Origin of the sequence: Streptomyces geranii (assembly GCF_002954775.1) — a bacterium.
Taxonomy (GTDB): Bacteria; Actinomycetota; Actinomycetes; order Streptomycetales; family Streptomycetaceae; genus Streptomyces; species Streptomyces geranii.
Window position 1 is genome coordinate 122,076 of the sequence record NZ_PJME01000026.1, and the last position, 17,014, is coordinate 139,089.

The 17,014-nt window shown below is 71.1% G+C and carries 17 protein-coding genes; 5 read left to right on the forward strand and 12 right to left on the reverse strand.

Annotated features, from left to right (window positions below):
- Position 1: 1 nt before the first annotated feature.
- From CW359_RS28135 to CW359_RS28150, 4 genes are all read right to left on the reverse strand, one after another.
- The gene (locus CW359_RS28135) at positions 2–1,456 is read right to left on the reverse strand and encodes a glycosyltransferase family 39 protein (protein WP_105972951.1); all 1,455 of its coding nucleotides are present in this window, start codon (positions 1,454–1,456) and stop codon (positions 2–4) included.
- Positions 1,457–1,620: 164 nt separating this feature from the next.
- The gene (locus tag CW359_RS28140; protein WP_105972952.1) at positions 1,621–3,147 is read right to left on the reverse strand and encodes a cellulase family glycosylhydrolase; all 1,527 of its coding nucleotides are present in this window, start codon (positions 3,145–3,147) and stop codon (positions 1,621–1,623) included.
- 207 nt (positions 3,148–3,354) lie between these two features.
- Positions 3,355–4,176: an ABC transporter permease gene (locus CW359_RS28145; protein ID WP_105972953.1), complete on the reverse strand. Its 822-nt coding sequence runs from the start codon at positions 4,174–4,176 to the stop codon at positions 3,355–3,357.
- A complete protein-coding gene (locus tag CW359_RS28150; RefSeq protein WP_105972954.1) occupies positions 4,173–5,144 on the reverse strand; it encodes an ATP-binding cassette domain-containing protein in 972 nt (323 codons plus the stop codon). Before CW359_RS28150 ends, CW359_RS28145 begins: the two co-directional genes overlap by 4 nt.
- 133 nt (positions 5,145–5,277) lie before the next feature.
- Here CW359_RS28150 and CW359_RS28155 point away from each other — a divergent pair, with 133 nt between their 5' ends.
- Together CW359_RS28155 and CW359_RS28160 are read left to right on the forward strand one after the other, a co-directional pair.
- Positions 5,278–6,057 carry a TetR/AcrR family transcriptional regulator gene (locus CW359_RS28155; RefSeq protein WP_105972955.1) on the forward strand — a complete coding sequence of 260 codons (780 nt, stop codon included), beginning with the start codon at positions 5,278–5,280 and terminating at the stop codon, positions 6,055–6,057.
- 58 nt (positions 6,058–6,115) lie between these two features.
- Positions 6,116–6,547, forward strand: coding sequence for a PPOX class F420-dependent oxidoreductase (locus CW359_RS28160; RefSeq protein WP_105972956.1), 432 nt, complete (start codon positions 6,116–6,118; stop codon positions 6,545–6,547).
- Positions 6,548–6,598: 51 nt separating this feature from the next.
- Here the strand turns inward: CW359_RS28160 and CW359_RS28165 are convergent, their stop codons facing one another.
- From CW359_RS28165 to CW359_RS28195, 7 genes are all read right to left on the reverse strand, one after another.
- Positions 6,599–7,831 (reverse strand): ABC transporter permease, encoded by a 1,233-nt coding sequence (locus CW359_RS28165; RefSeq protein WP_105972957.1) that lies wholly within the window; start codon positions 7,829–7,831, stop codon positions 6,599–6,601.
- Positions 7,828–8,529: an ABC transporter ATP-binding protein gene (locus tag CW359_RS28170; RefSeq protein ID WP_105972958.1), complete on the reverse strand. Its 702-nt coding sequence runs from the start codon at positions 8,527–8,529 to the stop codon at positions 7,828–7,830. Before CW359_RS28170 ends, CW359_RS28165 begins: the two co-directional genes overlap by 4 nt.
- Complete coding sequence (locus tag CW359_RS28175) at positions 8,526–9,755, reverse strand: peptidoglycan-binding protein (RefSeq protein WP_232838633.1); 1,230 nt, start codon at positions 9,753–9,755, stop codon at positions 8,526–8,528. The genes CW359_RS28170 and CW359_RS28175 overlap by 4 nt, the downstream gene beginning before the upstream one ends.
- On the reverse strand, positions 9,755–10,306 hold the full coding sequence (locus CW359_RS28180; RefSeq protein ID WP_105972959.1) for a hypothetical protein: 552 nt from the start codon (positions 10,304–10,306) through the stop codon (positions 9,755–9,757). The genes CW359_RS28175 and CW359_RS28180 overlap by 1 nt, the downstream gene beginning before the upstream one ends.
- A gap of 85 nt (positions 10,307–10,391) precedes the next feature.
- Positions 10,392–11,921, reverse strand: a complete 1,530-nt coding sequence (locus tag CW359_RS28185; protein WP_105972960.1) for a sensor histidine kinase — start codon at positions 11,919–11,921, stop codon at positions 10,392–10,394.
- A gap of 35 nt (positions 11,922–11,956) precedes the next feature.
- Entirely contained in the window at positions 11,957–12,652 is a 696-nt protein-coding gene (locus CW359_RS28190) for a response regulator transcription factor (protein WP_105972961.1), read from the reverse strand.
- A 112-nt stretch (positions 12,653–12,764) separates the two neighbouring features.
- Positions 12,765–13,745, reverse strand: coding sequence for a WD40 repeat domain-containing protein (locus CW359_RS28195; RefSeq protein WP_105972962.1), 981 nt, complete (start codon positions 13,743–13,745; stop codon positions 12,765–12,767).
- A 181-nt stretch (positions 13,746–13,926) separates the two neighbouring features.
- Here CW359_RS28195 and CW359_RS28200 point away from each other — a divergent pair, with 181 nt between their 5' ends.
- The 3 genes from CW359_RS28200 to CW359_RS28210 all read left to right on the forward strand — a co-directional run bounded on the left by CW359_RS28200 (position 13,927) and on the right by CW359_RS28210 (position 16,455).
- Positions 13,927–14,610, forward strand: coding sequence for a GDSL-type esterase/lipase family protein (locus tag CW359_RS28200; protein ID WP_105972963.1), 684 nt, complete (start codon positions 13,927–13,929; stop codon positions 14,608–14,610).
- An 88-nt stretch (positions 14,611–14,698) separates the two neighbouring features.
- Positions 14,699–15,358, forward strand: coding sequence for a Uma2 family endonuclease (locus CW359_RS28205; RefSeq protein ID WP_408647526.1), 660 nt, complete (start codon positions 14,699–14,701; stop codon positions 15,356–15,358).
- A 104-nt stretch (positions 15,359–15,462) separates the two neighbouring features.
- On the forward strand, positions 15,463–16,455 hold the full coding sequence (locus CW359_RS28210; RefSeq protein ID WP_105972965.1) for an aldo/keto reductase: 993 nt from the start codon (positions 15,463–15,465) through the stop codon (positions 16,453–16,455).
- A 375-nt stretch (positions 16,456–16,830) separates the two neighbouring features.
- Here CW359_RS28210 and CW359_RS46725 read toward each other — a convergent pair.
- On the reverse strand, positions 16,831–17,014 hold a 184-nt coding region (locus CW359_RS46725; protein ID WP_232838634.1), incomplete at its 5' end, for a hypothetical protein.

Sequence of the window (17,014 nt, forward strand, 5' to 3'; positions counted from 1 at the left end):
GTCACGGAGTCGGTGCGAGCCTCTCGTACACGGTCACCCGCCGCCCGCGGACCTCCCCGTCCGACACCGGCGTGAAGTACTCCTCCAGCACCGCCGCCTTCACCCGGTCCCGCTCCGCCGACACCGGCCTCGCCACCCCCGCCGCGTCCGTGACCAGCACGATCCGCCGCTGTGCGAGCATCGCGGCCCGGATCCGGGCGGCTCCCGCCTCCACCCCCTTCAGCGTCCCGGACTCCTCCGGGCTCCGGGCGAGGGCGATGTCGCGCAGGCCGGTGAAGGCGTCGGGGGAGACCAGCCGGGTGTCCCGCCGTGCCGCCGGTATGTAGACGACGGCGTCCCCGGGCCGCTTCACGTCCCGTATCTCGGCGGCTGCCGCCAGGACGTCGTCCACCCGGCTCTCCGGCGCCCGCTTGGCCAGCAGCTGCGGCAGCAGCGCCGCCGTCGCGACGGCGAGCAGCGCGGGGAGGACCCAGGGCGCGGCTCTCGGCGAACGCCGCGCGGTCGCCCGTACCGCCGCATCGACGATCACCCCGATCAGCAGCGCGAGCCCGAGCAGGCTGAACAGGACGTACCGGTCCACGAACAGCGGCTGCGCCAGGGAGAGTCCGACCAGACCGACCTGCGGTACGGCCAGCAGCGGCAGCCCGACGGCCGCCACCGACAACCGCCCCGCCCTACGCCGGTCCAGCCGGGCGCCGATCCCGCCGATCGCCAGCAGGACGGCCGGCCCGATCAGCATGTGCCAGGTCAACGGCGGTATCCAGGACACCTGTACGGACTGGCGGCGGCTGAAGAGGATCAGCGGCAGCACGCCGGCCAGCGCCGCCGACGCGGCCACCGTCCAGCGGATCCGGACCTCGCGACCGGCTCGCGCCCACAACAGGGTCACCAGATGCGCCGGAAGGATCAGCAGGGAGAGCCAGTTGAGCAGCCCGCACACGAGAACCACACCGCCGTACGCCACCCAGTGGCGCAGCGTGCCGCGCCCCCGGAGCACGGTCACGAGCAGCAGGGTCGCGATGCCGGCCCCGGCGGCGACGAACGCGAACGGCCTGCCCTCCTGGAGGTAGAACTGCACGGCGGGCAGCAGCCCGAACGCCAGCCCGCCCCCCAACCCCGTCCAGGGCCCGCCCAGTCGGCACCCGACGACCGCGACACACCCGGCGGCCACCGCCATGGCCAGCACGGAGGGCAGCCGCAGGGTCGTCGTGGACGCCCCGAAGCACTCGAACAGGCCGTGCATGAACAGGTAGTAGAGCCCGTGTACGACGTCGACGTGCTCCAGCATGCGCAGAATGTCCCCGGTGGACCGCTGGGCCACCTGCCAGGTCGCGGCCTCGTCCCGCCACACACTCTCCTCCCGGGAGAGCCCCCAGAGGCCAAGGGCGATGGTCCACAGCACCGGAACCGCCCACAGGTGAGGAGGGCGGCGCCAGACGTTGTACAGAGATGTCATGTTGTGATGACCATGGGGTGAGGAGTGTTGTGACGGGCCCGACGGTGGTGCGGGGCCCTGGAAGACGGCGGATCGGCGGACATGGTTGTGCCCCGATTCCGGGTGGTTCCGGAACCGGGGCAACCGACCCTTTTCGGGCCCTCTCACTCCCGCGCCTCAACGCCTCATGTCGCCGTGCACGTCACCGCCGGCACACCCCCACCCCCCGGCGCTCCCCCGAACCCGAGACTCGCCGAACCACCCACCGCCACACTCCCGTTGTGAGCCGCGTTCACAGCCGTCACCGTCGCGCCGGTCTGTGTGTACGTCGCGTTCCACATGCTCGTGACCGTCTGTGAACCGGGCCAGGTCCACTTCACCTGCCAGGACTTGAGCGCCACCGTCCCCGAATTGGTCACCTTCACCTCGGCGTTGAACCCGCCACCCCAGTCACTGCTCACGGCATAGGTGGCAGCGCAGGTCGCCGTACCACCGCCACCGCCACCACCCCCTCCGCCGCCGCTCCCGGGAAAGCCCGGCGCCTTCACGCTCGCCAGGTAGCCGTTCTTCACGGTGTCCACCGTCACCCAGTCGTCCTTCAGAATCCCGCCCGTGTCACCGGAGTTGGGGTTCCAGGACCAGAAGGTCCAGTGGAAGGAGTCCGCGCCGTACGTCGCCGTCGGCCGCAGGTACTCCACCAGCGCCGCCAGCCAGCGCTGGTCCACCGTCGACGCCAGGGTCGTACCGAACTCCCCGACCCACACCGGCGCGATGTTCTGCTTGAAGATGTAGCCCCAGTACTTGTCCCAGATCCCCGGCATGTTCGCGGGGAAGGCCGGGTCGCTGAACCAGCTCTGCTGGGCCACGCTCGTCGCGTAGTCGTGGGCCGAGTACACCACCCGGTTGGCCACGTCCAGTTGGACCGGGTACTGCGCGACCCCCATGAGGTTGCCGCCCCACCAGCCGGAGACCCCGTTGAAGGTCTGCACGCCCTCCACGAAGACGAGCAGCTGCGGATTCACGGCGAGGACAGCGTTGCCCGCCCGTTGAGCCGCCAGCCGCCAGTCCCGCGTCGTGTCGCCGCAGCCCCAACAGGCCGGATCATGCGGCTCGTTGTGCAGATCGATGCCTACGACCGCGTCCTGACCGGAGTAACGCGTCGCCAGCGCCCGGAGGTTGGCGATCCACGTCGACTCGGGCACCGCCGCCGTGTACCAGAGCGCCGACTGCCCGCCCGCGTCAGGCCGGTGCCGGTCCAGGATGACCTTGAGGCCGCTCTGACCGGCGTACGCGACCAGCTTGTCCATGATCTGGAGGGAGTTCAGCCCTTGCAGGTCGGCGTTCTTGCCGCTGCTGAAGTCGATGCTGTTGGGGACGGTGGAGGACTTGAAGATGTCGTCGCTGTACGGCAGCCGGATGGTGTTGTAGCCGAGCGACTTCATCTGGTCGATCATGCTCTTGTAGTCGCGCGACCAGAGGCCGTGCACCACGTAGTTGCCGGTCTCGAAGCCGAACCAGTTGATCCCGGCGATCCGGACCGGCTGCCCGGCCGCGTCCAGGATCTGCCGCCCACTGGTGTGCCAGTAACCGGCACCGGCGTCCGCCGCACGGACATCCGCCGCACCGGCGGCCTGGACCCCGGCCCCCAGCGGCAGCAGCAGCGCGGCGACGCCGGCCACCAGCACTCTTCGTAAGGTACGGAAGCGGAACATGTCGCTCGTTCCTCTCGGGAGGCGCGGCCCCGGACTCGTTGGGAGCGCTCCCACGCACCGCGCACCTCCCAGAGAACTGGCACACCATGCTCACGTCAAGATGCGCGGCGGTACGCGGTGCCTCACCGACTCAGCTTCTGGAACCTCCGTACCGCCAACGGCAAGTTGTGCCTCCTGGGGGATAACCCCCAGACCCCCAGCCGAAAGTCAGCGGCTGAGCTTCTTGAATCGCCGCACCGCCAACGGCAGGAAGACAAGCGTCAGTACGGCAGGCCACACGCCCGCCATCAGCAGCGCGTGCCCCTCCACCCACGAGTCACCGCTGCCCACCGGCGTCCCGAACAGTTCGCGTGCCGCAGCCGCCGTGGACGAGATCGGGTTCCACGCGGCCACGAACCCCAGCCAGTCCGGCATGAGTTGGGGGGCGACGAAGATGCTGGAGATCATCGTCAGCGGGAAGGCGACGGCGAACAGGCCGCCCGCCGCCTCCGGGTTGGGCACGATCAGGCCCAGCCACACGCCGATCCAGATCAGCGAGAACCGCAGCCACAGCAGCAGCCCGAACGCGGCCACGAAGCCGAGCCCGCCCTCCGGGCGCCAGCCCATCGCGAACGCGGTGAGCATCATGATGCCCAACTCCGCGCAGGCGACGACCAGATCGGTGACCCCGCGCCCGGCGACCACCGCCGAGGGCGCCATCGGCATCGAGCGGAAGCGGTCGATGACCCCCTTCGTCACGTCGTACACCACGATGGTCGCCGTGTTGATGAACCCGAAGGCCATCGTCATCGCGAACATCCCCGGCATCAGGAAGTCCTTGTAGTCCCCGCCGCCCGGGACCGTCATCGCGCTGCCGAAGACATATCCGTACAGCAGCACGGAGAGGATCGGGAAGCCCAACTGCCAGGCGATGCTGATGGGTTGGCGCCGGTAGTGGGTCAGGCCGCGCCGGACCACGTTCCAGCAGTCGGAGAGCAGCCAGTAGGTACGGCCGCGCCCCTCCACCCCGCTGACGTCCACAGCACTCATGCCGCTGCCCCCTTCTCCTCGTTCTCCGTACGGTGTCCCGTCAGCCGCAGGAACACGTCGTCGAGGCTCGGCCTGCGCAGCCCGATGTCCTCGACCGGAATGCCCTCGTCCTGGAGGGTGCGGGCGACCTCGGTGAGCGCCGAGACCCGGTCGGTCACCGGGGCGTGCACCCTCAACTCGGTCTCGTCGGACTCGGGTTCGCCGTCCGAGACCCGGGCGACCACCTTCACCACCCTCGGGATGTCGGCCCGCTCGGTCACGACGACCTCGATCCGGTCGCCGCCGATCGTGTTCTTCAGCCCGTCCGGGGTGTCGTCCGCGATGGCCCGCCCCTGGTCGATCACGGTGATCCGGGAGGCCAGCTTGTCGGCCTCCTCCAGATACTGCGTGGTCAGCAGCACCGTCGTCCCACCGGCCACCAACTCCCTTACGGAGTCCCAGACCTCACCCCGGCTGCGCGGATCGAGCCCGGTCGTCGGCTCGTCGAGGAACAGCACGGAAGGAGCCAGGATCATCGAGGCGGCCAGGTCGAGCCGACGCCGCATGCCCCCGCTGTACTTGTCGACGCCCTTGTCCGCCGCGTCGGTCAGATCGAACTGCTCCAGCAACTCGGTGGCCCGCTGCCGGGCCCGCCGTCCGCCCAGATGGAACAACCGCCCGAACATCTCCAGGTTCTGGCGTCCCGTCAACACCTCGTCCACAGCCGCGTACTGGCCGGTCAGGCCGATCCGCGCCCGCACCTCGCGCGGCTGGCGGGCCACGTCCAGGCCCGCCACGGTCGCCTGCCCGCCGTCCAGCCGGACGAGCGTGGACAGGATGCGCACCGCCGTGGTCTTGCCCGCGCCGTTCGGCCCGAGCAGCCCGTGCACGGTCCCCTCGCGCACGGCCAGGTCGAACCCGTCCAGGGCGCGCTTCTCGCCGTACCGCTTCTCCAACGCCTCGGCCCGTACCGCGAATCCGCCGGTCATAGCCCCTCCGCCCGTCACCGACAACGGCCGTCGGCACCACCGCCGACGGCAACTGTGTACACCGTACTCGGTTAAGCGTACGGCGTACACGGTTTTATTCTCGGCGCCCGGCCCTGGAATTAAGCTGAACCGCATGAAGAGCGGCGGCGGCAGCGGTGACGGTACGCAGACCAGTGGCAGCGGTGATGTCACCCGCACCCTCCAGCTGCTGTGGGACACGGGCCGGCGCCCCAGCCGGGGTCCCAAGCCGGGCCTCTCGATCGACCGGATCGTGGAAGCGGCCGTCCGGATCGCGGACGAGGAGGGGCTGGACGCGGTCTCGATGCGCCGCGTCGCCACCGCCCTCGGCACCGCGACCATGGCGCTGTACCGCTACGTCCCCGGCAAGGGCGAGCTGCTCGACCTGATGCTCGACCGCGTCCAGCGCCCCGACCACAACCCGGCCACCCTCGGTGACGGCGGCTGGCGCGCGACCCTGGAGGCGATGGCCCACGCCACCCTCGACCTCTACCGCCGCCACCCCTGGCTGCTCCAGGTCAACCAGTCCCGCCCGATCCTGGGCCCCAGCGCGCTCGACGGGATGGAGGCGATCCTGTCGCGCATCAAGCCGATGGGCCTGTCCGACCCCGAGCTGGTGTCGGCGGTCATCATGATCGACGGTTACGTCGTCGGCGCCGCGCGCACCCAGGTCTACCAGCGGGAGGCCGAGCGCCGTACGGGCCTCACGGACGCCGAGTTCTGGCAGGCCCACCTGCCGGTCCTCACGGAGATCATGGCCACCGGCCGCTACCCGGTCCTCGCCGCCCTGAGCCCCGACGCGTGGGGCCCCGCCTTCGACCACTTCGAGTTCGGGCTGCAGCGCATCCTGGACGGCCTGGAGGTCTGGGTCGACCGACAGGCGCGGAAGCAGTAGCAGTAGCAGTAGCAGCGGTGAGGGTGACAAACCGTGCTTCCGGTGCCTCCATGGAGGCATGAGGACCACGCCCCCGAGCCCCGGACTCGCGCCCTTCGTCAAGCAGTGGGCCGTCCTGCTCACCAGCCACCGCAAGGACGGCAGCGGCGTCGGCACCCCCGTGAACATCGTCGTCGAGGGTGACCACGCGTACTTCCGCACCCCCGCCAACGCCTGGAAGACCGGGCGCCTGCGCGACGACCCGACGGTGGAGATCGCCCCGTGCACCGCGCGCGGCGCCCCCACCGGCCCCGAGGTCCACGCCCACGCCCGCCTGCTGGACCACGGCGGCCCCGAGGACCGGCACGCGGCGAGCCTGCTGCGCCGCAAGTACCCGGTCACGCACGGCGTCCTGGCCCCCCTGGCCCACCGCGTGATGGGCACCCCGACGCTCCACTACGAGCTGCGGGTACGGGAGGAACAGGCCGAACGAGAGGTACGGGAGGACTGACGCGCCGAGGGTCCCCGGCGCCGTCCGCCCGGGGAACCCTCCTGACCGCCGTCACGCCGACGCCAGCGCCTCCGTCGGTGGCAGCCGGGCCGCCCGGACCGCCGGGTAGAAGCCCGCGAGGCCGCCGATGACGAGCGTCGCGGCGATCCCGCCGGCCATCGCCCAGGCCGGTACGACGGCGGGCCAGCCCTGGTAGGAGGCGTAGCCGCCGGTCACCCCGATGCCGAGCAGCAGCCCGCCGAGCCCGCCCAGCGCCGACAGCAGCAGCGACTCGCACAGGAACTGCGTACGGATCTGCCCCTTGGTCGCGCCCATCGAGCGGCGCAGTCCGATCTCGGAGCGGCGCTCCAGGACCGAGATGACCATGGTGTTGGCGACCCCGACCCCGCCGACCAGCAGCGCGACCGCGCCGAGCCCGAGGAGCAGCCCGGCGAGGGTCTCGTCGGTGGCCTCCTTGGCGGCGATGGCGTCGGAGGGCCGGGAGACCTGGACCGCCGACGGGTCCTCCGGATTCGCGGTGGCACCCAGCACCGACTGGACATCCGCTACGGAGGTTTCGGCGGCCCGCGTGTACACGGTGGTCGCGTAGCCGTCGAAGCCGAGCAGCTCCTCGGCGACGGGCCAGCCGACCAGGGCCGCCGAGTCCATCGCGGGCACCAACTCGTTGGAGGCGAGGATTCCCACGACCGTGAACCAGCGTCCACCGAGCCAGACTTGGACCTCGGCACCCGTGTCGTGCACGCCGAGTTGGTCGGCGGCGGCCGAACCCAGCACCACCGCCGGGTAGTCGGCGTTGGCCGCGTTCAGCCACCGGCCCTCGGCGACCTCGGCCCCGACGGTCGCGGGCAGTGCCGTACGGGCCGCGTAGACGCCGATGCCGCCGCTGCGCTCGCTGGGCACCCGGTCGTTGCGGTACACCTTGGCGTCGGTCAGCCCGACCGCCGAGACGGACTCGACGGGCCCGATCCGGCCGACCATGTCCTCGGCGGCGTCCGGGAGATGGGCCTCGCCCCCGCCGAAGGACTGCCCCGGCCGCACGGTCAGCAGGTTGGTGCCGAGCGCGTCGAGCTTGCGGTTCAGCTCCTCCTGGCTGGACGTCGAGATGCCGACGACGCCGATCATCGCCGCGATGCCGATGGCGATGCCGAGCGCGGAGAGGAACACCCGCATCGGGCGCGAGTGCAGCCCCGAACCGGCGACCCGGAACACGTCGACGGGCCGGAGACGGGCGGGCCGGGGTGCCCGTGCGGGCACCCGCACGGGGTCCAGGGCCGTGGCGGTCATGCCCGTACTCCCTCAAGCTCGGGGCGCTGGTGGGTGTCGTACTCGATGTGGCCGTCCCTGACCCGGACCTCGCGCGGGAGCGAGGCCGCGATGTCCCGGTCGTGGGTGATGACGACGACCGTCGTGCCCGCCTCGTGCAGATCCCGCAGCAGTCGCATGACGACCGCGCCGGAGCGGGAGTCGAGGGCGCCGGTCGGCTCGTCGGCGAGGAGCAGGGGCGGGTCTCCGGCGACCGCGCGGGCGATGGCGACGCGCTGTTTCTCGCCGCCGGAGAGCTGGTGCGGCTCGTGGTCGAGCCGGTGCCCGAGGCCGACCCGGACCAGCGCCCGCCGGGCGAGCAGTCTGCGCTCGGCGCGCGACCGGCCGCCGTACAGCAGGCCCTCGGCGACGCAGTCCAACGCCGTTACGCCGGGCGCCAGATGGAACTGCTGGAAGACGAACCCGATGGTCCGGGCGCGCAGCGCGGACAGCTCGCGGTCGCTGAGCCGGGCGACCTCGTGGCCGTCGACGCGCACGGTCCCGGCGGTCGGCCGGTCCAGAGTCCCCATGATGTTCAGGAGAGTCGACTTGCCGGAGCCCGACGGGCCGACGACGGCGAGGAGTTCACCCCGCTCGACCACCAGCCCGGCACCGCGCAGGGCGGCCACCTCGCCGTACGACTTGGTCACGCCCGCCAACTCCACGATGGGGTAGGTCACTTGGGCACCCCGACCTTCAGGCCCGCCGAGACTCCGGCGCCCGAGACCTCGACCATGCCACCGGCGAACATCCCGGTGTCCACGGCGAGATACTCGCTCCCGGCGGCCGTGACCCGCTCCACCGCGTACCCGCCCTCGCGCAGCGCGACCAGCGCCTCGACCGGCACCGCGAGGACGTTCTTGCGGGTCTCCGCCCGGAAGTCGACGTCGACGGGGGCGGCCTGGTAACGCCCCAGCTTCTGCTGGTCGTCGACAGTGAGCGTGACCGGGAGGGTGGGGTCGGAGGCGGCGGCCGTACCGGAGGACTGGCCGCCGGTGGCGGTGCCGGTGGCCGCCGAGGTGACGGCCGTGCCCACCTCGCTGACCTCGGCCTCGACGGTACGTCCGTCGGGCAGCTTCACCGTCGCCCTCGTACCGTCACCGGAGACCAGGTCCTCGTCCTTGACGTCGAGTTCGACGGTCACCGTCCGCACGGTCCCGGTCCAGCTGAGGACCGTACCGCCGACCACCCCGCCCAGGGTGCCCTGCACCTCGGCGACCCGCCGCGCGCCGGGTGCGACGACCGCGTCCCCGGCGCCGACCCTGCCGGTCCCGGCCCGGCCGAGGTCCGTCTGCCAGTCCCGTACGGCGTCGGCGGTGCCCTCGGTGTAGGTGTCGTCCACGGTGAACCCGGTGTAGCCGAGCGCGGCGAGGTTCTTCTCCAGCACCTGGACGTCCCGGCCCTCGGCGCCGACGTCGAGGGTCCGGTAGAGCGGGGTGGCGCCGTACAGGAGGGGCACCGCCTGCTCGTTCAGCCGGTACACGGTCTGCCCGCGCTTCACGGTGTCCCCGGCACTGGGCAGCCAGGTCAACACGCCCTGCCCTACGGCCTGTACGGGGGTGCTGTCGCCGTAGCCGAGGGTGCCGTCCAGGGTCTCGCTGCGGGTGAGGTCGGTGCGCTGGACGGTCGCGGTCCTCACGGGCCCGGAGGCCGCGCCCGACGACGTACCGTCCGGGTCTCCGCCGCCGAAGGCCCCGGTCGCGGCGGCCACGGCGACGGCGGTGACGCCGAGGGAGGCGAGCAGGGTGAGGGCGATCCGAAGGGGTCGTCGGCGCCCGCCCGTTCGGGCGGCACCTACCTCGCTCACCCCGTCGGAAGCCACCGCGACCGTGTTCTCGACGTCCTCGATGTCCTCGACGTTCTCGACGTTCTCGACGTTCTCGACGTTCTCGATCAGGTCACTCACTACGAACCCCCGCCGAAGCCGAGTCGGTCGCGGCAGGCGTCCAGCGCGGTGTCGAAGTCGGGGTCGCCCGTGGGCACCGACTCCGGGGTGAAGCCGTCCGGTCCGGGGTCGGCCATGTCGACGCCGTTGTCCCGCATGCACTGCGCGAACTTCTGCTGCTGCTCGGTGTCCGGCGCCTGCGACGCCTGGTCCTGCAAGGACTGCGGCGCCTTGTCCTGGCAGGCCTGGAAGGCGCTCATGAGCTTGTCCCGGTCGGTGTCGGCGGTGGCGAGCGCCCGGAGGTTCAGCTCACCGGTCACCGGATCGGGGTCCTCGACCTCAAGCCCCTCCCCCCGCAGACAGTCCACGAACTCCTGCGCCTGCTCGACCTCGTCCTTGTCGGAGGCGGCGGCCGTCTCCCCGCCCGAGCCACCACCGCCCGCGCTCTCGGCCACCGAAGCGATCCCGGGCCCGTCGTCGTCCCCGCCCCCGCCACAACCGGCCAGCAGCCCGGCCGCGAGCAGTACGGCGGCGGTCGCGGCCGGTATCCGGCGCGTCAGCCTCCTGCGCATCCTCGCCTCTTCTCATCACGTCACGGGTTGTTCCATGACGAGGAGAAGGCTGGCCGGGCAGCGTCAGGGGACCCTGCGCCGAACCTCAAAGCAAGCTGGTAATCCGCGCCGGGACCGGCACATCGGCCCCCTCCAACGGCAGCAGCACCCGAAACACGGCCCCCGCCGTCCCCTCCCCGGCGGCAAGATCGACCCGCCCCCCGTGCGCCCCCGCGAGCGCCGCCACGATCGACAGCCCGAGCCCGCTCCCCGCGGTCTCGGCACTGCCCCGGGCCCGCGCACCGTCGACCCGGTAGAGCCGTTCGAAGACGTACGGGGCATGCGCGGCCGGCACTCCGTCCCCGCTGTCGGCCACCTCGACGAGCCCGACGGGCACCCCAGGCGGCAACGCCTCCCCGGCGGCAGCCGCGACCGGCCCGAGGTCGAGGGGCCGTACGACATCGACCCGCACGCTGATCCGCGCGTCCGGCGGGGTGTGCCGGTCGGCGTTGGAGAGCAGGTTCCCGAGCACCTGCCGCAGCCGCAGCGTGTCCCCGGGCACCACCACGGGCCGCATGGCCCCCACCAGCCGTACGTCACGCCCCGGCGAACGGGCGTGCAGATCCCGTACGACGTCTGCGGCCAGCTCCAGCAGATCCACCGGCCGCCGCTCCAGCTCGCGCCGCTCGTCGAGCCGGGCGAGCAGCAGCAGGTCCTCGACCAGGACGCCCATCCGGGCCGCCTCCGCCTCGATCCGGCGCAGCGCGTCCGTACGGTCGCCGCCGCGCCGGCTGAGTTCGGCGAAGCCGCGGATGGAGGTGAGCGGGGTGCGCAGTTCGTGGGAGGCGTCGGCGAGGAAGCGGCGCAGGCGTCTCTCGGAGGCGGTGCGGGCGGCGATCTCGTGCTCCAGGCGGGCGAGCATGGCGTTCATGGCGCCGCCGAGCCGCCCGGGTTCGGTGTGCGGGTCGGTGCCGTCGACCCGGCGCCTGAAGTCCCCAGCGGCGATGGCGTCGGCGGTGGCCTCCATCCGGGTCAGGGGCCGCAGCCCGGCCCGTACGACGAGCGCGGCGACGCCCGCGAGCCCGGCGAGGACGACGAAGGTCACCAACAGGTCGATGAGCAGCAGGCGTTCGGTGGTCTCGGCCACGTCGGCGAGGGAGACGGCGGTGACCAGCAGGGTGCCGCCGCCCACCGTGCGCACGGCGACCCGCCAGTCGGCGCCCGACTCCCCTGGCACGGTGAACACCTCGTCGGTACGGGCGGCGAGCCCCTCCCGGTCCGGCAGCACCGGGCCCGGGCCCTCGGGGTCGCTGGGGACGCCGGTACGACCGCCGCCGGCCTCGTAGACGTACAACCGGAAGTCACCGCCGAAGCGTTCCGCGAGGAAGGCGACGACGGTCTCCTCGCTGCGGGCGAAGTCCACGCGCCCGGTGACCAGTTGCTCGGCCGCGCCGTCGCCGACGGGGCCGCCGCCACCCACGTCGATGTTGGTGTCGACCCGGTCGATGAGGTAGTTCTGCAGCAGCACCAGTCCGACGGCGTTCGCGGCGACCAGTGCGAGCGCGGCGAGGGCGGTGGCGGCGAAGGCGAGCCGAGCGCGCAGGGACCAGTGCCTGAGCTGACGCCACTGACGCAAGTGATGCGAGCGCCTCAACCGGGGCCCGGGCCTGGTCACTTGGGCGCCCGGAGCACGTAACCGACCCCGCGCAGGGTGTGGATGAGGGGCGCGGCCCCGGCCGAGTCGATCTTCTTGCGGAGGTAGTAGACGTAGCTCTCGACGATCCGGGTGTCGCCGCCGAAGTCGTAGCCCCAGACCCGCTCCAGGATCTGCGCCTTGCTGACGACCCGGCCCGCGTTCTCCAGCAGATAGCGGAGCATACGGAACTCGGTTGCCGACAGCTCCAGTTCACGCCCGTCGCGCCGAACGGCGTGGGCGGCGGCGTCGAGTTCGACTCCCGCGCAACGCAGTACGGGATCGGACGCGGGCTCACCGCGCCGGGTGCGCCGGAGGATGGCCCGCACGCGCAGCACGACCTCTTCGAGGCTGAACGGCTTGGTGACGTAGTCGTCGCCCCCGGCCGACAGCCCCTCGACGCGGTCGCGCACGGTGTCGCGGGCGGTGAGGAACAGTACGGGCACCTCCCGCCCGTCGTGCCGCAGCATACGGGCGACCTCGTAGCCGTCCATGTCGGGCAGCATCACGTCGAGGACGACGAGGTCGGGCGGCGCCGAGAGCACGGCGTTGAGCGCCTCGACCCCGCCGGCGGCGACGGTGACGTCGAAGCCGACGAGGCGGAAGGTCTCGGACAGCAGATCGCGGATGTTCTGCTCGTCGTCGACGACGAGGAGCCGGGGTGGGCTGGTCACCCCCCAGACCTACCGGGGCCACCTCAAAGGAACCTGAGAACTCCCTGTGGAATCCCTTGAACTCCCTGTGGGCCACTGAAACGACCCGCGGGCCCACGCCCCAACCCGCGTGCTAAGCCGGCGGCTTCCGCCGAAGCCGCTTGAGCCCGAAGTAGCCGAGGAAGAGCACGGCGACAGCGATGGCCCCGTTCTTGACCTTCCCCTCGGACCCACCACCCCCGTCCGACGCGGAACTCCCGCTCCCAGAGGGCGACTTGGGGTTACCGGAGGCATCGTACGAAGGAGCGTCCTCGGCCTCGACCCCGCTCTCGGCGCCCTCGCTGCCGTACAGGATCTTCGACCCGTCACGGCTGTAGGTGAGCGACTCGCCCTGTCCCTGGAGGGGCACGTCGAGCTGTCCCTCCCGCTTGAGCTTGCCGTCGTTCCAGGCGTAGGCGACGCCGCCGAAGTAGCCGCGTACGGCCAACTGCCGTCCGTCGGGGGAGAACGCGGCGTCGGTGGCCCACATGTCGACGGCGGCGACGGGCCGGAAGACGTTGGTGCCGGAGGAGGAGAGCTGGGCCGGGCCCGCGTACAGATGCCCGCCGTCCTCCTGCTTGTCGATGATGTAGACGCGCCCGGTCTTCGGATGGACGACGAGGGACTCGGCGTCGCGCGAGCCGTCCGAGTACTTCACGACGTACTGCGTGGCGCGGATCGTCTGGTCCTTGAGCACCTTGGGCTCGGCCAGCCGATAGATCCAGACATAATCCCAGGTCACACCGTCGTTGTCGCCGATGTCGCCGACGTAGATCTGGTTGTCGGGCCCGATGGAGATGGCCTCGATGTCCCGGGGCGTGCCGACGCCGCTCATGGTGATCGTGGCGACGGTCCGCCCCGTCGCGCTGTCGACGGCGTACAGATAGGCGCCGTCGTCGCTGTCGTTGTGGGTCCAGTAGACGCCCGGGTGCAGCCGGGAGGCGGCGAGACCGCTGGACTCGGTGATCCGCGGGTCCTTGATGGTGAAACCCTCGTCACCATCGGCAGCGGAGGCGGGCGCGGCGAGCACCCCGACGAGTAGGCCCCCGGCAAGGAGGGCGAGCGATCGGCGCATGCCCTCAAGCGTGCCATCCCGGCGGTCGATACGCGGTGGTTGACGGGGCATACGACGAAGCACCGGGCGGGGCCGATGCCCACAAACCTGACGTACACCTGACACCCGGGTGGCCGGGCTCACACTCCCCACCCGCCCCACACGCCTCCCCCGATCCCCCGCGATCCCGCATCATGAGCGGATGCTCAGGTTGATGCCCGTAGGCGACTCCATGACCATCGGCAGCGCCGGCGAACACACCTGGCGCTACCGCCTGTGGCAGCACCTGCGGGAGACGTACGGCGGCCCGTTCCGGATCGTGGGCCCGCGCGAGACGCTGTACGACAAGGCGACGAACGCCTCCGACTCGTACGAGTACGCCGACCCGGAGTTCCCCCGCGCCCATCTGGCCGGCTGGGGCGAGGGCTGGCAGCACATGACCCCACTGATCGCGGACGCGGTACGCGTCCACAAGCCGGACGTCCTGCTGGTCTCCCTGGGCCTGATCGACCTGGGCTTCTACACGGACGCCGACCAGACGGCGGAGAACGCCCGCCTCTTCGTGGCCGAGGCCCGCAGCTCCAACCCGCGCATCGCCATCGCCCTCCTCCCGGTGATCCCCAACGTCCGCGCGGAGACGGACCCGCCCTTCGCCGCCCAGGTCGTCCGCTTCAACGAACTCCTCGCGAAAACGGCGGCCGACCTGGACGAACCCCGCTCCCCACTGCTCCTGACGTCACCCCCGCCCACGTACGACATCCACCAGGACACGTACGACGGGACACACCCGAACGCGAGCGGCGAGCACAAGATCGCGGGGGCGTTCGCGGGGGCGATGTACCAGGCATGGGATGTGGGTCAGCCGTACCTGGCCGGAACGGACTGACCGAATCCGGGCATGCCATGGTCACCGTGCGTATCGTTGTACTGCACGGCTGCGTTCGTCCGGGGCGCGGCCGGGGAGGAGTGCCACGGTGACCGTCCTTGAAGAAAGGATCGAGATGGCCGACATCGCCGACAGCGCCGACAGCGCCGACAGCGCCGACAACAGCGACAACAGCGACAACAGCGACAACAGCGACAACAGCGACAAGCTGACGCTCGACATGATGTACGAGTGGCTTGAGAAGAGCCCCATCCCCGACGGATACAGGGTCGAGATCGTCGGAGGGAACATCTTCATGTCGCCGCAGCGGGACACCCACTGGGAGATCATCGCAGCCATCTACGACCAGCTGCGCACCAAGTACCCGCGCAAGCGCGTGAAGTCCGACGTCCGCATCGACTACCCGGGCCACCTCAACGGCTTCTCCTCCGACGTGACGCTCATGGCCGAAGGCGCCGAGAAGGGCGACAACGGCCTGTGGCGCCACGCGGACGTCGCGTTCGTCGCCGAGGTGATCTCGAAGAAGACGGCCGTGAACGACTACGGCCCCAAGAAGGCCGCGTACGCCGAGGCCGAAGTCCCCGTCTATCTCATCGCCGACCCCTACCAGGGCAGGTGCTTCCTCTACACCCACCCGAAGAACGGCGAGTACGCGACCGAGACGAAGCTCGCTTTCGGGGACGACGTGGACCTCGGCGACACCGTCGTCGACCTCACCCTCAAGACCGACGAGTTCCCCCGCGACTAGGACCGCCACAAAGCGGCCCACGGACCACGGATCCTGAGCGGAGTCCCCCGCCCGCACAACCCACCCTTGCTTAGAGCGCACTCCACGACGTTGGCTGAACAGTCATGAAGTACACGCAGCTCGGACGCACAGGACTCAAGGTCAGCCGACTCGTCCTCGGGACCATGAACTTCGGCCCCCAGACCGACGAGGCCGACAGCCACGCGATCATGGACGCGGCCCTGGACACGGGGATCAACTTCTTCGACACCGCCAACGTCTATGGCTGGGGCGAGAACAAGGGCCGTACGGAAGAGATCATCGGCAACTGGTTCGCCAAGGGCGACGACCGCCGTGACCGGGTGGTCCTCGCCACCAAGGTGTACGGCAACATGGCCGCCGAAGGCGACGCCTGGCCCAACCACGACAAGTTGTCGGCGCTGAACATCCGCCGCGCGGTGGACGCGTCGCTCAAGCGCCTCCGCACCGACTACATCGACGTCTACCAGTTCCACCACATCGACCGCTCGACCCCCTTCGACGAGATCTGGCAGGCCGTCGACGTCCTGGTCCAGCAGGGCAAGATCCTCTACGCGGGATCGTCCAACTTCCCCGGCTACAAGATCGCCCAGGCCAACGAGACCGCCGCCCGGCGCGGCGGCACCATCGGCCTCGTCAGCGAGCAGTGCCTCTACAACCTCGCCGAACGCCGCGCCGAGATGGAGGTCATCCCGGCCGCGCAGGAGTACGGCCTAGGGGTCATCCCCTGGTCACCGCTGCACGGCGGCCTGCTCGGCGGCGTCATCAAGAAGGAGGTCCAGGGCGGCCGACGCGCGAGTGGCCGCGCGGCGGACACCCTCGCCGACCCCACCGCACGCGCGCAGGTCCAGTCGTACGAGGACCTGCTGGACAAGCACGGCATCGAGCCCGGCGAGGCGGCCCTGGCCTGGCTGCTCACCCGCCCCGGCGTGACCGGCCCGATCGTCGGCCCGCGCACGGCCGAGCAGTTGGAGTCGGCGGTACGGGCGTCCGAGCTGGAGCTGAGCGAGGAACTGCTGACCGCGCTGGACGAGATCTTCCCGGGCCCCGGCCCGTCACCGGAGGCGTTCGCCTGGTAGCCGGGCGGCAGCTGCAAAGGGCGAGCGGCGGCCGGTGGACAACTTGCGCGGAACCGCGCCTAGGTCACTTCCCGACCGCCGCCGCCACAGCCACGACGACGAACATCAGCACGAGTGCACCGGCCATCACCCGGTTCCGGATCTTCGGATTCACACCACCGAGCCTAGCTGTCTCCCGCCGGGGGGTGTCCGGCGCCCCGGGGCGGGCGACGCTTGGGGGAGTTTTTCCCACCCACCCACCCGTTTACTGCCTCTTACCCAGCCCAGGTCGGGGCACCTCAGCCCGACCGGCGCTTGGGGGCGAGGCCGTTCAGGCGGAGTTTTCCCACCCACCCACCCGTTTACTGCCTCTCACCCAGCCCAGGTCGGGGCACCTCAGCCCCTCCGGCGCTTGAGGGCGAGGCCGTTCAGGCCGAGCCTTTCCCGCCCACCCACCTGGCCGCCACCACCCACCCAGCCCGTCCGGCGTTTGAGGACGAGCGCGTTCAGCGCGACTAGCGGGGGTCTGGGGGCGCAGCCCCCAGGAACGGGATGGGACGGGTAGGGGCGGCGGGGGCGA

Bases quoted from the DNA above. Each gene is read 5' to 3' on its own strand.
- CW359_RS28135 (WP_105972951.1), bottom strand. From the start codon at position 1,456: ATGACATCTCTGTACAACGTCTGGCGCCGCCCTCCTCACCTGTGGGCG.
- CW359_RS28140 (WP_105972952.1), bottom strand. From the start codon at position 3,147: ATGTTCCGCTTCCGTACCTTACGAAGAGTGCTGGTGGCCGGCGTCGCC.
- CW359_RS28145 (WP_105972953.1), bottom strand. From the start codon at position 4,176: ATGAGTGCTGTGGACGTCAGCGGGGTGGAGGGGCGCGGCCGTACCTAC.
- CW359_RS28150 (WP_105972954.1), bottom strand. From the start codon at position 5,144: ATGACCGGCGGATTCGCGGTACGGGCCGAGGCGTTGGAGAAGCGGTAC.
- CW359_RS28155 (WP_105972955.1), top strand. From the start codon at position 5,278: ATGAAGAGCGGCGGCGGCAGCGGTGACGGTACGCAGACCAGTGGCAGC.
- CW359_RS28160 (WP_105972956.1), top strand. From the start codon at position 6,116: ATGAGGACCACGCCCCCGAGCCCCGGACTCGCGCCCTTCGTCAAGCAG.
- CW359_RS28165 (WP_105972957.1), bottom strand. From the start codon at position 7,831: ATGACCGCCACGGCCCTGGACCCCGTGCGGGTGCCCGCACGGGCACCC.
- CW359_RS28180 (WP_105972959.1), bottom strand. From the start codon at position 10,306: ATGCGCAGGAGGCTGACGCGCCGGATACCGGCCGCGACCGCCGCCGTA.
- CW359_RS28195 (WP_105972962.1), bottom strand. From the start codon at position 13,745: ATGCGCCGATCGCTCGCCCTCCTTGCCGGGGGCCTACTCGTCGGGGTG.
- CW359_RS28200 (WP_105972963.1), top strand. From the start codon at position 13,927: ATGCTCAGGTTGATGCCCGTAGGCGACTCCATGACCATCGGCAGCGCC.
- CW359_RS28210 (WP_105972965.1), top strand. From the start codon at position 15,463: ATGAAGTACACGCAGCTCGGACGCACAGGACTCAAGGTCAGCCGACTC.